The organism is Massilia sp. P2_C2 (genome assembly GCF_056404615.1).
The window spans coordinates 1-14,200 of sequence record NZ_JBFUDR010000154.1 but is presented as its reverse complement, the minus strand read 5'-3'; the positions used below and the strand labels follow the sequence as shown (position 1 = coordinate 14,200).

The 14,200-nt window shown below is 68.2% G+C and carries 12 protein-coding genes and 1 pseudogene; 6 read left to right on the top strand and 7 right to left on the bottom strand.

The features are described 5' to 3' along the window. Both AC1DYX_RS17920 and AC1DYX_RS17915 read right to left on the bottom strand, forming a co-directional pair. Positions 1 to 1,117, bottom strand: a pseudogene (locus AC1DYX_RS17920) (hypothetical protein); the annotation flags it as partial. Positions 1,118 to 1,212: 95 nt separating this feature from the next. Next, on the bottom strand, positions 1,213 to 2,496 hold the full coding sequence (locus tag AC1DYX_RS17915; RefSeq protein WP_477261212.1) for a S8 family serine peptidase: 1,284 nt from the start codon (positions 2,494 to 2,496) through the stop codon (positions 1,213 to 1,215). Positions 2,497 to 2,592: 96 nt separating this feature from the next. Here AC1DYX_RS17915 and AC1DYX_RS17910 point away from each other — a divergent pair, with 96 nt between their 5' ends. Together AC1DYX_RS17910 and AC1DYX_RS17905 are read left to right on the top strand one after the other, a co-directional pair. Next, the gene (locus AC1DYX_RS17910; protein ID WP_477261210.1) at positions 2,593 to 3,081 is read left to right on the top strand and encodes an RNA polymerase sigma factor; all 489 of its coding nucleotides are present in this window, start codon (positions 2,593 to 2,595) and stop codon (positions 3,079 to 3,081) included. Beyond that, entirely contained in the window at positions 3,078 to 3,824 is a 747-nt protein-coding gene (locus AC1DYX_RS17905; RefSeq protein ID WP_477261208.1) for an anti-sigma factor, read from the top strand. Before AC1DYX_RS17910 ends, AC1DYX_RS17905 begins: the two co-directional genes overlap by 4 nt. On the opposite strand, the gene rsmA is transcribed toward AC1DYX_RS17905, so the two are convergent. The 4 genes from rsmA to AC1DYX_RS17885 are packed head-to-tail and all read right to left on the bottom strand — an operon-like array spanning position 3,825 to position 9,440. Then, a complete protein-coding gene (rsmA, locus tag AC1DYX_RS17900; RefSeq protein WP_477261206.1) occupies positions 3,825 to 4,604 on the bottom strand; it encodes a 16S rRNA (adenine(1518)-N(6)/adenine(1519)-N(6))-dimethyltransferase RsmA in 780 nt (259 codons plus the stop codon). 23 nt (positions 4,605 to 4,627) lie between these two features. After that, complete coding sequence (pdxA, locus tag AC1DYX_RS17895) at positions 4,628 to 5,668, bottom strand: 4-hydroxythreonine-4-phosphate dehydrogenase PdxA (RefSeq protein ID WP_477261204.1); 1,041 nt, start codon at positions 5,666 to 5,668, stop codon at positions 4,628 to 4,630. Next, the gene (locus AC1DYX_RS17890) at positions 5,669 to 7,102 is read right to left on the bottom strand and encodes a peptidylprolyl isomerase (RefSeq protein ID WP_477261202.1); all 1,434 of its coding nucleotides are present in this window, start codon (positions 7,100 to 7,102) and stop codon (positions 5,669 to 5,671) included. A gap of 46 nt (positions 7,103 to 7,148) precedes the next feature. After that, on the bottom strand, positions 7,149 to 9,440 hold the full coding sequence (locus AC1DYX_RS17885; RefSeq protein ID WP_477261200.1) for an LPS-assembly protein LptD: 2,292 nt from the start codon (positions 9,438 to 9,440) through the stop codon (positions 7,149 to 7,151). Between the two features lie 95 nt (positions 9,441 to 9,535). Between AC1DYX_RS17885 and AC1DYX_RS17880 the strand changes: the two genes are divergently transcribed. The 4 genes from AC1DYX_RS17880 to AC1DYX_RS17865 are packed head-to-tail and all read left to right on the top strand — an operon-like array spanning position 9,536 to position 13,829. Next, positions 9,536 to 10,594, top strand: a complete 1,059-nt coding sequence (locus AC1DYX_RS17880) for an aminoglycoside phosphotransferase family protein (protein WP_477261198.1) — start codon at positions 9,536 to 9,538, stop codon at positions 10,592 to 10,594. A 10-nt stretch (positions 10,595 to 10,604) separates the two neighbouring features. Further along, positions 10,605 to 11,330, top strand: a complete 726-nt coding sequence (murU, locus tag AC1DYX_RS17875; protein WP_477261196.1) for an N-acetylmuramate alpha-1-phosphate uridylyltransferase MurU — start codon at positions 10,605 to 10,607, stop codon at positions 11,328 to 11,330. Beyond that, positions 11,330 to 12,664 carry a Xaa-Pro aminopeptidase gene (pepP, locus tag AC1DYX_RS17870; protein WP_477261195.1) on the top strand — a complete coding sequence of 445 codons (1,335 nt, stop codon included), beginning with the start codon at positions 11,330 to 11,332 and terminating at the stop codon, positions 12,662 to 12,664. The genes murU and pepP overlap by 1 nt, the downstream gene beginning before the upstream one ends. Next, the gene (locus AC1DYX_RS17865; RefSeq protein ID WP_477261193.1) at positions 12,657 to 13,829 is read left to right on the top strand and encodes an FAD-dependent monooxygenase; all 1,173 of its coding nucleotides are present in this window, start codon (positions 12,657 to 12,659) and stop codon (positions 13,827 to 13,829) included. The genes pepP and AC1DYX_RS17865 overlap by 8 nt, the downstream gene beginning before the upstream one ends. A 114-nt stretch (positions 13,830 to 13,943) precedes the next feature. Here AC1DYX_RS17865 and AC1DYX_RS17860 read toward each other — a convergent pair. Continuing rightward, a partial coding sequence (locus AC1DYX_RS17860) for an NAD(P)(+) transhydrogenase (Re/Si-specific) subunit beta (protein ID WP_477261191.1) occupies positions 13,944 to 14,200 on the bottom strand: 257 nt, incomplete at its 5' end.

Sequence of the window (14,200 nt, the reverse complement as noted above, 5' to 3'; positions counted from 1 at the left end):
ACGCCGAGCCGCTCGCGCTGCCGCTGACCGTCACGCTGCCGTTCATTGAAGAGGCGTTGTCGCGCACCGAGCGGGCACCGCTGCGCGCGCTGCCGGCGGCCTCGCTGCCGGCCGTCGCCACGCGGTCGCGGGCCGCGCCCGCCGCATGCCGGGTTGCACCGGCCGCACCGCCGAGCGCACCGGCCGCACCGCTGCCATCCACGCTGGCCGAGCCCGAACCCGAGCCGTCAGCACGGGCCTTCGCCCCACCGCTGCCGCCTTCGACCGAGGCCGAGCGCTCCGCGCCGGCCGCGCCGGTCGTGTTGCCCGCGACACCGCCCACGCCCGACAACAGGCCCGGATGCCGCGCTGCCGGCGCAGGCTGCGTCGCGGCGGCACCATGACCAGCCGGCGCCTTGCCCGACTGGCGCGATGCGTGCGACGCGCCGTCCAGGGCCCCCGTACCGGCAGCGCCACCAGCAGCGCCACCGGCAGCAGAACCCGTGCCCGGCTGGCGCGCGGCATGCAAAGCTCCATCGAGGGCACCCGTACCGGCAGCGTTACCGCCAGCCGACGTCGTGCCCGACTGGCGTGCAGCATTCACCGCACCGTCCAGCGCCCCCGTACCGGACGCACCACCGCCAGCCGACGTCGTGCCCGACTGGCGCGACGCGTTCAGTGCACCGTCCAGCGCACCCGTACCGGAAGCACTACCGCCAGCAGAACCCGTACCCGACTGGCGCGCAGCATTCACCGCACCGTCCAGGGCGCCCGTGCCGGAAGCGCTGCCGGCGACCTGTTGACCGGCGGCGCGGCCCACGGCGGGCGCAGCCTCGGCCGCGCCCCGTGCCGTGCCGGCGACTTCGCCGGCGCCACGGGCGGCGCGTCCGGCCATCTCGGCGCCGCCGCGCGCACCATCCACCGTGTCGCGGGCAAGACGGCCTTCACGATCCATGTCGTTCACCATGTTCATGCGTCCCAGGCCGCCTGCCGCGCCCATCATGCCCCCGACGGAGCCGCCCAGGGATCCGCCCAACGAGCCGCCCATGCGGCCGCCGAGCAGCTGGGCGTGGGCCTGGTGGGTCAGGCCGATGACGAAGATAAAGGCGATGTGGCGGGCAATCTGTTTGGCTTTCATGTCTGTTCTCCTTGTGAAGGGGCGGCATATGTCGCCGCCGATACAAGGAAAACGAGGCGGCCCCGCGTTTTCTTCCATTCTTTTAAAAAATTTTTTTATCGCAGGTCCGACGGGTCGGTGCGCACGTTGGCGCCGACGATGCCGTAGCCGGTCTCGTTGTTGGCCACCGCCTGGCCGCCGCCCGCTTCGCGCGCCAGGGAGTCTATCGCCCGGGCCGCCGCTGCGCGGTCGGGCCGGGGCAGGCGCTGCGCCAGCAAGGCTGCGACGATGGGCGCCGCGAACGACGTGCCGCGCACCTGGCGGTACGGTGGCGTGCCTGGCGCCGCGCTGACCATCTGGCTGCCCGGCGCGGCGAATTTCACCTGCGGACCGCGCGCCGCCTCCGGCAACGGCCTGCCGCGCCGGTCGACGCCGGTGACGCCGACGACGCCGGCATAGCTGGCCGGATACAGCGGCGGCGCCGCCGGTCCGTCGTTGCCGACGGCGGCCACCAGCAGATGGCCGCGCGCCTGCATGGCGCTGACGGCACGTGCCAGTAATGCGTTCGGCGGCCCGACCAGGCTGATGTTCACGACCCCGACCTGCTGCTGATCCAGCCAGCCGAGCGCGGCGGCGATGCGGTCGGCCGCGCCGCCCGTCGGGCTGCCGCAATACACGTCGGCGGCATACAGCGAGGCTCCCGGCACCGCACCGCGCAGGTGCTCGGACCGCCCGACCATCAGCGCCGCCACGGCCGTGCCGTGCGGCGCGGGCACGGCCTGGCCGTCGCAGCCCCAGCGCGTGACGGCCGCGCCCTCGAACACCGGATGGCCGGCCTCGACGCCGCTGTCGACGAGACCGACCCGGACGGCGGCCCCGGCTCCGGCGCGCACGCCGTCCGCCGCGCCACTGCCTGTATACACATGGTTGAAGTCATAACTGCCATCCGGGTCGACGGCGCGCAGGCGCTCGACGAAGTCCGCCGTCGCCACGCCGGCAGGCAGGCGCAGCACGACCATGCGGCCGTCCAGCCCCGGCATCGCTTCGTCGCGCACGACGACTGCCCCCGCCTCGCGCGCCGCCCGCAATGCGGCATCCGATGGGCCCCAGGCCAGCACTTCGCCGCGCAGCGCCGGTTCACCGTGGGGATCGGGCTCCAGCACGTCCGGATGCTCGCGCAACAACTGCCGCACGGTATTTGCCCGCAGGCTGACGAGGTCCGGCAGCGGTGCGCGGTCGAGCAACTGGTCGACGGGCCGGCGCAAGCCGTCCAGCTGGCCCAGCCCGGGCAGGCCGACGCGCCCCGGCAGCGGCAGTTGTGGCAGGCCCAGCTGCGCATGGGCGGAACCCGTGCCACACAGCAGGACTACCGCAACAATATTTACGCAAGGGAACTTCATGAGCAGATCATATATGATGAACCGTATGATGAATCAACGAACGGGAGCGGGAATAAAATCCCGGTCTGCGTCGTTTACCAATAACAGACATTCTTTATGCTTGCCGACGAGATTGCCGCCCTGCTGCCGCGCATGCGCCGTTTTGCACGCGCACTGACCTTCCACCGCGAGGACGCCGACGACCTCGTGCAGATCGCCATGGAGCGCGCGCTCGGCCGCAGCGAACAATGGGAACCGGGGACGCGGCTCGACAGCTGGATCTTCCGGATCATCAAGAACGCATGGATCGACGAAGTCCGCAGCCGCACGCGGCGCGCCGAACTGTTCGCCCCCGAGGAGGAAGGCGAGCACGTGGGCGACGATACGGCGCAGGCGCACCAGCAGCGGCTGGCGATCCAGAAGGCGATCAGCCTGCTGTCCGAGGAGCACCGGCTCGTCGTCGGCCTGGTCCTCGTGGACGGCTTGCCGTACAAGGAGGCGGCCGACGTGCTGGAAATCCCGATCGGGACGCTCACGAGCCGCCTGGCGCGCGCTCGCGAGGCCCTGCAACAGTTGCTCGCCGATTCGACACCGAGGACACGATGACTTATTCCGATGAAACCCTGATGGCCTATGCCGACGGCGAACTTGAACCGGCCGAGCGGGCCGCCATCGAGCACGCGATGCAGGAAGATGCCGCCATCGCCGAGGCGGTGGCACGCCACCGCGCCCTGCGCCAGGATATCGCCGCCGCCTTTGCCGGCATCCTCGACGAGCCGGTACCGGCCCGCCTGCAGCCGCCGCCGGCCGCGCCGGTCGCGCCGGTCGTATCCCTCGATGCGGCCCGCGCCGCGCGTGCGCGTGAGCCCGCACCCGCACCCGCGCGCCGGCGCTGGTCGTGGCCGGAATGGGGTGCGCTGGCGGCCATGCTCATGGTCGGCGTCCTGGTCGGCAAAGTGGTCCCGCAAGGTGGCCAGCCGGCCATCGCCGGCAACGGCAACCAGGTGGTGGCGCAAGGAGAACTGGCGTCCGCCCTCGACCGCCAGGTCGGCGGGAAGGACGCCGGCGCGGTCCGGGTCGGCGTCAGCTTCGCCGCCCGCGACGGCGAATATTGCCGCAGCTTTATCATGGGCACCTCGGCCGGGCTGGCATGCCGTACGGGCGGACAGTGGCGGATTCCCGTCATGGCCGAAACGGGCGCGGAAGCCCAGGGCGCCTACCGCCAGGCCGGCACCGGGTTGCCGCCCGCCGTGCTGGATGCCATCGACGCGCGCATCGCCGACAAGCCGCTCGATGCGGCCGGTGAGGAAGCGGCGCGGGCGCAGGGCTGGCAAGGCCCCAACCGCTGATCAGGCGACGGGTTTCAGGATATTGGCCAGCGCCACGTACTGTTCGAGCCCCACGGCTTCCGGCCGCGCGCCCGGATCGATGCCGGCGTCGACGAGCTGCTGTTCGCTGAACATGCCCGCCACGCAGTTGCGGATCACCTTGCGACGCTGCGAGAACGCCTTCTGCACGACGGCTTCCAGCGTGCCCGCGTCGGCCGGCAGCTGGCGGCGCGTGGGCGCCATGCGCACGATGGCGGAATCCACCTGCGGCGGCGGATCGAACGCCGTCGGCGGCACGACGAACAGCATCGCCATGTCGTAGCGCCACTGCAGCATCACGGACAGCCGGCCATAGGCCTTCGTGCCCGGCTCCGCCACCATGCGCTCGACGACTTCCTTCTGCAGCATGAAGTGCTGGTCCTCGACGAGGTGCGCATAGTCGGCCAGGTGGAACAGCAGCGGGCTGGAGATGTTGTACGGCAGGTTGCCGACCACGCGCAACTTCTTCCCTTCCGGGACGGGGATGGCACCGAAATCGAATTTCAGCGCATCGCCCGCGTGGATGGTCAACCGCTCGCGCGGATACGCTTTTTCCAGGCGCGCGACGAGGTCGCGGTCCAGTTCGACCACGTGCATGTGGTCCAGCTCCTTGAGCAGCAGCGCCGTCATCGCGGCCAGGCCCGGGCCGATTTCGACCATGGTGTCGCCGCGGCGCGGGTTGATGCCTTCGATGATGTTGTGGAGGACGTGGTCATCGGTCAGGAAGTTCTGGCCGAAGCGCTTGCGGGCTACGTGTTTCATTATCGTTATGCGGATTATTTCTATTACTGCTGTTGCGCGCGCACCATGGCGAGGGCGACGCGGATCGCCTCTTCCATGCTGCCGCAGTCGGCCTGGCCCAGGCCTTGTGCCGCGAGGTCGAGCGCCGTGCCGTGGTCGACCGACGTGCGGATCAAGGGCAGGCCGAGCGTGATGTTGACGCCGCGGCCGAACGTCGCGTGCTTGAGTACGGGCAGGCCCTGGTCGTGGTACATGGCCAGTACCGCATCGGCGCCCTCCAGGTACTTGGGCTGGAACAGCGTGTCGGCCGGATACGGTCCGCGCGCGTCGATGCCGCGGGTGCGCGCATCTTCCAGCACGGGCGTGATCACGTCGATCTCTTCGCGGCCCAGGTAGCCGTTTTCGCCGGCGTGCGGATTCAGGCCCGTCACGAGGATACGGGGAGACCCGATGCCGAACTTGCGCACGAGGTCCGTGTGCAGGATGTCCAGCACCTGCGTCAGGCTGTCACGCGTGATCGCCGCCGGAACGTCCTTCAGCGGCAGGTGCGTCGTGGCCAGCGCCACGCGCAAATAGGGCTGGTCATGGCCGGGCGAGCCCGCGAGCATCATGACGACCTTGGGCGTGTTCGTCTTCTCGGCCAGGTATTCCGTGTGGCCGGAAAACGCGACGCCGGCGTCGTTGATGGTGCTCTTCTGCAGCGGTGCCGTGACGATGGCCTCCCACCAGCCGGCCTGCGTGCCCTCGATCGCAAGGTCGAGCGTGGCCAGCACGGCGCGGCCGTTGGCGGCATCCAGCCGGCCCGGCACGACATGGGCCTCGAGCGGCACGTCGACGACGGGGATGACGTCAGGCCCGAAGTGCGGCAGGCCGCTGTGGCGCAGCGCCAGCGTGGAGATGGCAGACAGGCGGATCGCCGGGTCGATCAGGCTGGCCGTGAGTGATAAAAAGGCGGCATCGCCCACGAGCACGCAGCGGGCCTGGCTGCGCAGCGCCCACGCGGCACGGATCGAGATTTCCGGGCCGATGCCGGCTGGCTCGCCGACCGTGATCGCGAGGTTGGGACGAGCGCCTGCCGCCGACATTTATTTGTCCTCGCGGAACTCGACGTAGGCGCGGTCGCGGACCTGGCGGCTCCAGTCTTCCAGCGCTTCCTGGCGCTTGCGGTCGGTGAGAACCTGGCGCGCGGCCGAGCGTTCCTTCTCCTTCGACACGTCTTCCGACTTGCGCTCGACGACCTGGATCAGGTGCAGGCCGAACGGCGTCTTGACGACGTCCGAGATCTCGCCCGGCTTCAGGGCGTTCATCGGGTTCTCGAATTCCGGCAGCGCATCACCCGGGGACAGCCAGCCCAGGTCGCCGCCCTTCGAGGCCGAGCCGTCGTTCGAATACTGGCGCGCCATGTCCTCGAACGTGGCCTGCTTGCTCGCGATCTTCTGTTTKATCTCGGCTAGCTTCTTGCGGGCCTCGTCCTCGCTCTGCGTCGGCGTGATCTTCAGCAGGATGTGGCGGGCATGGGTCTGCTGCACGACGGCCTGGTCGGCCTTCTGCGCATCCGCCAGCTTGCGCTGCTCGATCAGCTTGAGGATGTGGAAGCCGACGTTGGTGCGGATCACCGGCGTCACCTGGCCCGGCTTCAGCTTGTGCAGTTCGCTCGCGAAGATCGGGGGCAGGCGGTCCGGGTCGCGCCAGCCGACCGAGCCGCCTTTCAGCGCGTCCGGCGAATCGGAATACGTGGCGGCCATCTTGGCGAAGTCGGCGCCCGTGCGCAGCTGGCGCACCACCTCGTCGGCTCTAGCCTTGCGCGCGGCGATCTGTTCCGGCGACGCGTTTTCCGGGATGCGCACGAGGATCTGGGAAATGTCCATCTCGACGCGGTCGGCGGCGGCGGCCTTTTCGGCGGCGAGATAGGTATCGATCTCGGCGTCGGTGACCTGGATCTTGCTGTCGACTTCATGCTCGATCAGGCGCTGCATCATGATCTCGTTGCGGATCTGCTCGCGGAACTGGGAGAACGCCATGCCCTCCTTTTCCATCGCATTGCGCATGTCCTGCACGGTCATCTTCTGGTTCTCGGCGATGCGGCCGATGGCGCGGTCGAGCGTCGTGTCGTCGATGCGCACGCCCATTTCCTTGGCCAGCTGGAGCTGGGCGCGTTCGGTGATCATGGCCTCGACGACCTGGCGGCGCAGGTCTTCCTCGGCCGGCATCTGGGCGCCCTGCGCCTTCAGGCGCTGGGTGATCTCGGCCATGCGCTGTTCGACTTCGCGTTTGGTGATGACTTCGTCGTTGACGATCACGTACACGGAGTCGATGACGTGGGCATTGCTGGAGGCCGGCGGCAGGAAGCCGGTGCCCGGCTTGGCAGCCGGTGCGGCCGGTTTGGCATCCGCGGCAGCGGCGGGCTTGGCCGCGGTTGCGGCCTGGGCCAGGACGTCGCCGGCGGCGAGAGCGCACAGCAGCATCGCCGCCAGCTTGAGCGGGTGCGGACGGTGCGGGGACAGACGGGTAGTACGCATATTCAGGAAAGCACTCATTTCAGGTATCTGGTTGTCCATGGCCCGGTCAGGGGCGGCCGACATTCGTATTCAGCCGGGTGTAGCCGGGGATGCTCTTGTTGAAAGTCTCCAGCGGGTTGCCGAAGCCCAGCCGCGACAGGCCGTTGAGCTCGAGCTGGAAGAAGATCGGCGTCGCGGTGGTCTGCGCGGCGGTCACGAAACGCTGCGCGCCCATGCGGAACACCCAGCAATCCGCCTTGTACTCGAGCCCGATGAGGCTCTCGAGCAGTTTGCGGTCGCGCACCGAGTAACTCACCCGGCTCACGCCATACCAGCGCTGCGTCAGCGGCCACTGGCCCGAGACGTCGGCATTGCGGAAGCCGTTGGCGATGCCGAAGGTGTCGCGCTGGTAGCGGTATTCGACGTTCAACACCTTCATCGGGGCCGGCTGCCATTGCACCCCGAGATTCGAACTGTACAGATTGCGGGCCTGCGCATCGTATTGTACGCCGCTGTCGAAGCTCCACGACTCCGAAATGCGGCCGGACGCGGCCAGCAGCGCGTCCGAGCGGGTCTGGTTGCTCTGCTCGCTCGAGTTCAGGCGCACGCGCGGGTCGCTGAAATAATAACGGCTGCCGACCGCGAGGCGCAGGCGCTCGGCACCGTTGGCCTCGATGAAACGCGAGACGATCGCCGCCGTCAACTGGTTCGCGTCCGACACCTTGTCGGCGCCGACGAAGCGGTTTTCCGTGAACAGCTGGGCGTAGTTGAAGCCCGCCACCCCCGTATCGAAATTGGGGATGTCGTCCTGGTTCTTATAGGGCGTACGCACGTAGAACAGGCGCGGCTCCAGCGTCTGCGTGCCGCCCTGGCCGAACAGCGACGACTTGCGCTCGAAGATCAGGCCGCTGTCCAGCGAGAACGTGGGCAGCACGCGCGAGATCTTGTCGTCGCTGTTGACGTTCTGCGTCAGGTCGTACTGCGTCGCGTGCAGCATGACCTTGGGCGTGATGAACCATCCCGGATGCACCCACGGATAGCTGACCTGCCCGACGAGATTGGCGCGATTGCCCTGCACCTGCTGCTCGTCCGGATGCGAGAAACGCACGGCTTCCGCGTCCACCGCCCAGTCGAAGCCGCCCAGCACGTCGTAGCGGCCGGCGTGGAAGTTAATCTGCGGCAGGCGGTTGAACGGCGTCGCCACGGTCAGCGCCGGGTTGAGGATGGCGCCCGGGTCCTGCAGGATCTGGTAGCTCTGCACGCGCGCCGTCAGGCTCCAGTACTGGCTGTTGTAGTCCGTGCGCAGTTCGCGCAGCAGCTGGCGCTCGGCACTGGCGGCGACGGTGCGCGAGAAGTCGGACGGGTATTCGTTGTCGGACGCCGCGTGCGCGTTCCAGCCGAACGACCATCCGGGCGCCAGCGCCTGGCTGTGCAGCGTGTCGACCCACCAGCGGTCGCGGTGCGCCAGGCGGTCGCCCGCCAGGTATTCGACGTGGGTCTCGCCGCTGTACCGGCCGGCGTCCGTCTCGCCCAGGTAGCGCCCCGTCGCGCCCAGCTGCAGGCCGCGCGCGAAGATGTAGCGCGGGTACAGCGTCAGGTCGCGGTTGGGCGCGATGTTGAAGTAATACGGCACCATCAGTTCGGCCGAGCCCTTGGAGCCGAAGCCGATCGTGGGCGGCAGCCAGCCGGAGCGGCGCGCGCCCGACAGCGAGAACGACAGCGCGGGCGTGCCGATGATGGGCACGTCCTTGAAATAGATGATCGTCTTGCCTGCCGTGCCGACGTCGCGGCCCTGGTCCAGGCGCAGCCTGCTGGACTTCAGGTACCAGTCCGGGTCCGGGCCTTCGCACGTGCTGTAGGTGCCGTCGGAGACGACCGCCTGGTCCTCGCCGAGGAAATCGATACGCTGCGCCTTGCCCTGCGCATTGTTCAGCGCCAGGCGGTATTCCGGGTGCAGCACCCAGCCTTTACCGGTTTCCAGGTTCAGTTGCAGGGCGTCGCCCTTGTAGCGGTCGCCGAAGCGCCACATGGTGATATGACCCTCGGCCGTCACCTCGTCCTCGACGCGCCGGTAGCATGCGGTGTCCGCCGTGATGCCGGTGGAACCGCGCGTGATCTCGACGTCGCGCACCATGTTCAGCACCCGGTCGGGACGGCCGCTGAATTCCTCGGCGCGCAGCGTGACCGGCAGGTCCTGCTCGTTGGCGTGGGAAGCTGGCGACGCGGGCTGGCCCGGCGCGGGCGCGGCCGCCGTCGGTGTCGCCGTCTGTGCATACAACGGTCCCGTGGCCATGGCCACGCAGGCGGACAGGGCGGCAGTTCGCCGCGGCGGGAATGGTAGGGCCGTCATCCAGCTCATGAAAGATCGCGTTGCACCATAGAGGGCGATTTTTTGGATTGAATCCCTTATTATATGGGAATTCCCATCACCAACCCGTTTCACCGGGACGCTTCATGTCTTCTCAGTCTCAACACGTTCCCACTCCCTCTGACAAGGATGCCCGCCTCGCCCAGTTGACCGAATGGCTGGGTTCCCTGGACCTGGTCGACGTCGGCACCCTGCGCCCCGCGTCGTCCGATGCGAGTTTCCGTCGTTACTTCCGTCTCGATGTTGTGCCGGCGCTACGCGACAAACTGGGGGAGTCCCTGGTCGCCATGGACGCCCCGCCCGAGCGCGAAAACGTGCCGGCCTTCATCCAGGTCGACGGCCTGCTGCGCGACGCCGGCGTCACCGTGCCCGCCATCGTGGCCCGCAAGGAGGACAGCGGCTTCCTGCTGCTGTCCGACCTCGGCACCACGACGTACCTGCAACGCCTCAGCGTCGACAACGCCCCGTTCATGTACTCGGATGCCATCGACGCCCTGCTCAAGTTCCAGCTGGCGAGCCAGCCCGACGTACTGCCGGAATTCGACCGCGCCTTCGTGCTGCGCGAGCTGAACCTGTTCCCCGAGTGGTATATCGAGCGCCACCTGGGCGTGCAGCTGAACGACGTCCAGCGCGCCCAGCTGGATAAAGTGTTCGAGGCGATCACCGCGAACGTGTTGTCTCAGCAGCAAGTCTACATGCACCGGGATTTCCATTCCCGCAACCTGATGTTCCTCGACCAGGGCAACCCGGGCGTGCTGGACTTCCAGGACGCCGTCTACGGCCCCGTCACCTACGACCTGGGCTCGCTGCTGCGCGACGCCTACGTCCAGTGGGACGAGGAATTCGTGCTGGACTGGGTCGTGCGCTACTGGCAAAGCGCGAAGCAGGTCGGCCTGCCCGTCAACCCGGACATCGACGCGTTCTACCGCGATTTCGAATTCATGGCCCTGCAGCGTCACCTGAAGATCCTCGGCATCTTCTGCCGCCTGAACTACCGCGACGGCAAATCCAGCTACCTGGGCGACCTGCCCACCGTGATGGAATACGTGCGCAAGACCGCCCACCGCTATACCGAACTGAGGCCGCTCGTGCGCCTGCTCGACGCCTTCGAGGACAAGGCGCCACAGGTCGGCTACACCTTCTGAAGGCACCTGGATGAAAGCCATGATCTTCGCCGCCGGCCGCGGCGAGCGGATGCGTCCGCTGACCGATACCTGTCCGAAGCCGCTGCTCAAGGTGCGCGGCCGCCCCCTCATCACGTGGCACATCGTCAACCTCGTGCGTGCCGGCATCAAGGACATCGTCATCAACCACTCCCACCTCGGCCACATGTTCGAGGAAGTGCTGGGCGACGGCAGCCGCTACGGCGCGCGCATCGTCTACTCGCACGAGCCGACACCGCTGGAAACGGCCGGCGGCATCGTCAACGCCCTGCACCTGCTCGGCGACGAACCGTTCGTGGCCGTCTCCGGCGACATCTACGCGCCCTACTTCGACTTCGAACAGGTGCTGGACGTGCTCAAGGACACGGACGCCGTGGGCCAGCCGATTCCGCCCGAGAAGCGCGACATCGCCTGGCTGTACCTCACGCCGAACCCGTGGCACAACCCGGACGGCGACTTCGGCCTGACGATGTACACGCTGTCCAACGACGGCGACCCGAAGTGGAATTTCGCCGGCATCGGCGTCTATCGCCCGGAAATGTTCGACGGGATCAAGGCCGGCGAGTTCCTGAAATTCGGCCCCCTGATGCGCAAGTTCATTGACCAGGGTCGCGTCGGCGGCGAGATCTACGATGGCCAATGGGTCAACGTGGGCACCGTGCGCCAGCTGGAAGAACTCAACGCGCCGCCGGCGTCCCTCGGCAAGGCAGGTTCCTGATGGACTACGCGGCACGCCGCGCGCGCCTGGCCGCGCAGATGCAGGAAGGCAGCGTCGCGGTGCTGTTCACCGCACCGGAAGTCCTGCGCAACGGCGACAGCGACTACCCCTACCGGCACGACAGCCATTTTTATTATCTGACCGGTTTCACGGAGCCGGAAAGCGTGCTGGTACTCGTGGCCGCGCATGGTGAAACGCCGGCAAAAGCGATCCTGTTCTGCCGCGAGAAGAACGTCGAGCGCGAGATCTGGGACGGCTACCGCTATGGCCCGGAAGCGGCTCGCACGGCATTCGGCGTCGACGACGCCTACCCGGTCGGCGAACTGGATACGCACATGGCACGCATCCTCGCCAATGCGCCCGCGCTGTACTATCCGCTGGCGTCCAGCGCCGCGCTCGACGCGCGGGTGACGGGCTGGATCAAGGCCGTACGTGCGCAGGGCCGCACCGGCACGACGGCACCGGATACGTTCGTCAACGTGCTGCCGCTGCTGGACGAGATGCGCCTCGTGAAGGACGCCGACGAGCAGGCCGTGATGCTGCGCGCCGGCGACATCTCGGGCGGCGCCCACGCACGCGCGATGCGCGCGGCGCGCGCCGGCATGTTCGAATACGAACTGGAAGCGGAACTGCTGTACGAATTCCGCAGGAACGGCGCCCAGTTCCCGGCCTACACCCCCATCGTGGCATCTGGCCCGAACGCCTGCATCCTGCACTACAACGTCAACGACCGGAAGATGCAGGACGGCGACCTCGTACTGATCGACGCCGGCTGCGAGCTGGATGGCTACGCGTCCGACATCACCCGCACGTTCCCCGTCAACGGCCACTTCACGGACGCCCAGCGCGCGCTGTACGAACTCGTGCTGGCCGCGCAGGATGCCGCATTCGACGCGATCGCGCCGGGCCGGCGGTACAGCGCCTTCCACGAGGCGGCACTGCGCGTGCTCGTGCAGGGCATGCTCGACCTGGGCCTGATCGACAAATCGAAATACGCGAGCGCCGACGACGCCATCGTGGACAAGGCTTACGTGCCGTTCTACATGCACGGCACMGGCCACTGGCTCGGCATGGACGTGCACGACGTGGGCGCCTATCGCGACGTCACGCAGCCGGAAAAACCGTCGCGGCCGCTGGCGGAGGGCATGGTCGTGACGGTCGAACCGGGCATCTACGTGCGTCCGGCGGACGGCGTGCCGGAACGCTTCTGGCACATCGGCATCCGCATCGAGGACGACGTCGTCGTGACGAAGGATGGCTATCGCCTGCTGACGGCGTCCGCGCCGAAGACGGTGGCCGAGATCGAAGCGATCGTGGGGACCGCGCATGGCTGAACAGGACCTGCACGTCGACGTCGCGATTTGCGGCGCCGGCCCGGTCGGCCTCGCGCTGGCCGCGCTGATGGCGCGCCGCGGCGTGGACGCCCGCCGCATCGCGCTCGTCGATGCGAAAGCGCTGGGCCAGGCGATCTCCGACCCGCGCTCGATCGCGCTGTCGTGGGGCAGCCGCATGCTGCTGGACGACGTGGGCGCCTGGCCTTTTGTTGCGGCGGCCGCCACGCCGATCCACCAGATCCACGTGTCGCGCCGCGGCCACCTGGGCCGCAGCATCATGGACCGCGCGGAGCACAGGCTCGACGCGCTGGGCTATGTGACGCGCTACGGCGACGTCGTCGACGCGCTCGCGCGCGCCTGCGAGCGCGAGCGCGTGCAGACGCTGCGCCCCGTGCGCGTGGCAGCGCTCGACGAGGGCCGCGACGGCGTCGTGCTGCACCTGGACGACGGCCGTACGCTGCACGCGCAAGTCGCCGTGCAGGCCGAGGGCGGCGTGTTCGGGGAGCAGGCGGACAAGACCCAGCGCCGTGACTACGTGCAGACGGCCGTCATCGCGCGCGTCTCGAGCAGCCAACCGGTTCCCCATCGCGCCTTCGAACGCTTTACCGACGAAGGCCCGCTCGCGCTGCTGCCACAGGACGGCGCCGACGGCCACCGATATGCGCTGGTATGGTGCGTACGGCCGGAACGCGCGCAGCAGTTGCTCGACCTGGGCGAGCCGGAATTCCTGCGCCAGCTGGGCGATGCATTCGGCGAACGCCTGGGCACCTTTACGCGCGTGTCGGAACGGGCGGCGTTTCCGCTCGGGTTGAATGCCGATCCGCGATTCACGGCGCGCACGGTCGCCATCGGGAATGCGGCGCAGACCTTGCACCCGGTTGCCGGACAAGGCCTGAATCTCGGGCTGCGCGACGCGGCCGTGCTGGCGCGGCTGCTGGCGCGCGGGATCGATGCCGAAGGCGGCATCGCGGACGCGCTGGCGCGCTTTGCCGAGGAACGCGTACGCGACCGCGGGGCGATCATCCGCACGACGGATGCGATGGCGCGCGTCTTTGCGGATACGGGGCCGTTGCAGGCGCTGTTCGGGCTCGCGTTGGCGGCCCTGGACACCATCAAGCCGGCGCGGATGCTGCTTGCCGAATTGATGATGTTTGGCCGCCGGTAGGGTGGGAATTTGAGGCCGGGGGGGATTGATGCCGGGGGCATCAATCCAATGAAACGTGCCCACGCGAACGCCAACGGAACGCAAACGTCACGCGTGGGCACGGGGGTGCCCACCCTACTCGACGGCCTTGACCATCGATTCGATAACCTTCTTCGCGTCGCCAAACACCATCATCGTGTTCGGCTGATAAAAGAGATCATTGTCCAGCCCCGCATACCCCGACGCCATCGACCGCTTGTTGACGATGATACTCTTGGCTTTATAAGCCTCGAGGATCGGCATCCCCGCGATCGGCGACTTCGGATCCTTCGCGGCCGGGTTCACGACGTCGTTCGCGCCCAGCACGAGCACCACGTCCGTCTGGCCGAACT

What these genes read in the sequence shown, in the direction of transcription:
- AC1DYX_RS17915 (WP_477261212.1), bottom strand. Translation starts at nt 2,496, where the DNA reads ATGAAGTTCCCTTGCGTAAATATTGTTGCGGTAGTCCTGCTGTGTGGC.
- AC1DYX_RS17880 (WP_477261198.1), top strand. Translation starts at nt 9,536, where the DNA reads ATGTCTTCTCAGTCTCAACACGTTCCCACTCCCTCTGACAAGGATGCC.
- AC1DYX_RS17865 (WP_477261193.1), top strand. Translation starts at nt 12,657, where the DNA reads ATGGCTGAACAGGACCTGCACGTCGACGTCGCGATTTGCGGCGCCGGC.
- AC1DYX_RS17885 (WP_477261200.1), bottom strand. Translation starts at nt 9,440, where the DNA reads ATGAGCTGGATGACGGCCCTACCATTCCCGCCGCGGCGAACTGCCGCC.
- rsmA (WP_477261206.1), bottom strand. Translation starts at nt 4,604, where the DNA reads ATGAAACACGTAGCCCGCAAGCGCTTCGGCCAGAACTTCCTGACCGAT.
- pdxA (WP_477261204.1), bottom strand. Translation starts at nt 5,668, where the DNA reads ATGTCGGCGGCAGGCGCTCGTCCCAACCTCGCGATCACGGTCGGCGAG.
- AC1DYX_RS17905 (WP_477261208.1), top strand. Translation starts at nt 3,078, where the DNA reads ATGACTTATTCCGATGAAACCCTGATGGCCTATGCCGACGGCGAACTT.
- murU (WP_477261196.1), top strand. Translation starts at nt 10,605, where the DNA reads ATGAAAGCCATGATCTTCGCCGCCGGCCGCGGCGAGCGGATGCGTCCG.
- AC1DYX_RS17910 (WP_477261210.1), top strand. Translation starts at nt 2,593, where the DNA reads ATGCTTGCCGACGAGATTGCCGCCCTGCTGCCGCGCATGCGCCGTTTT.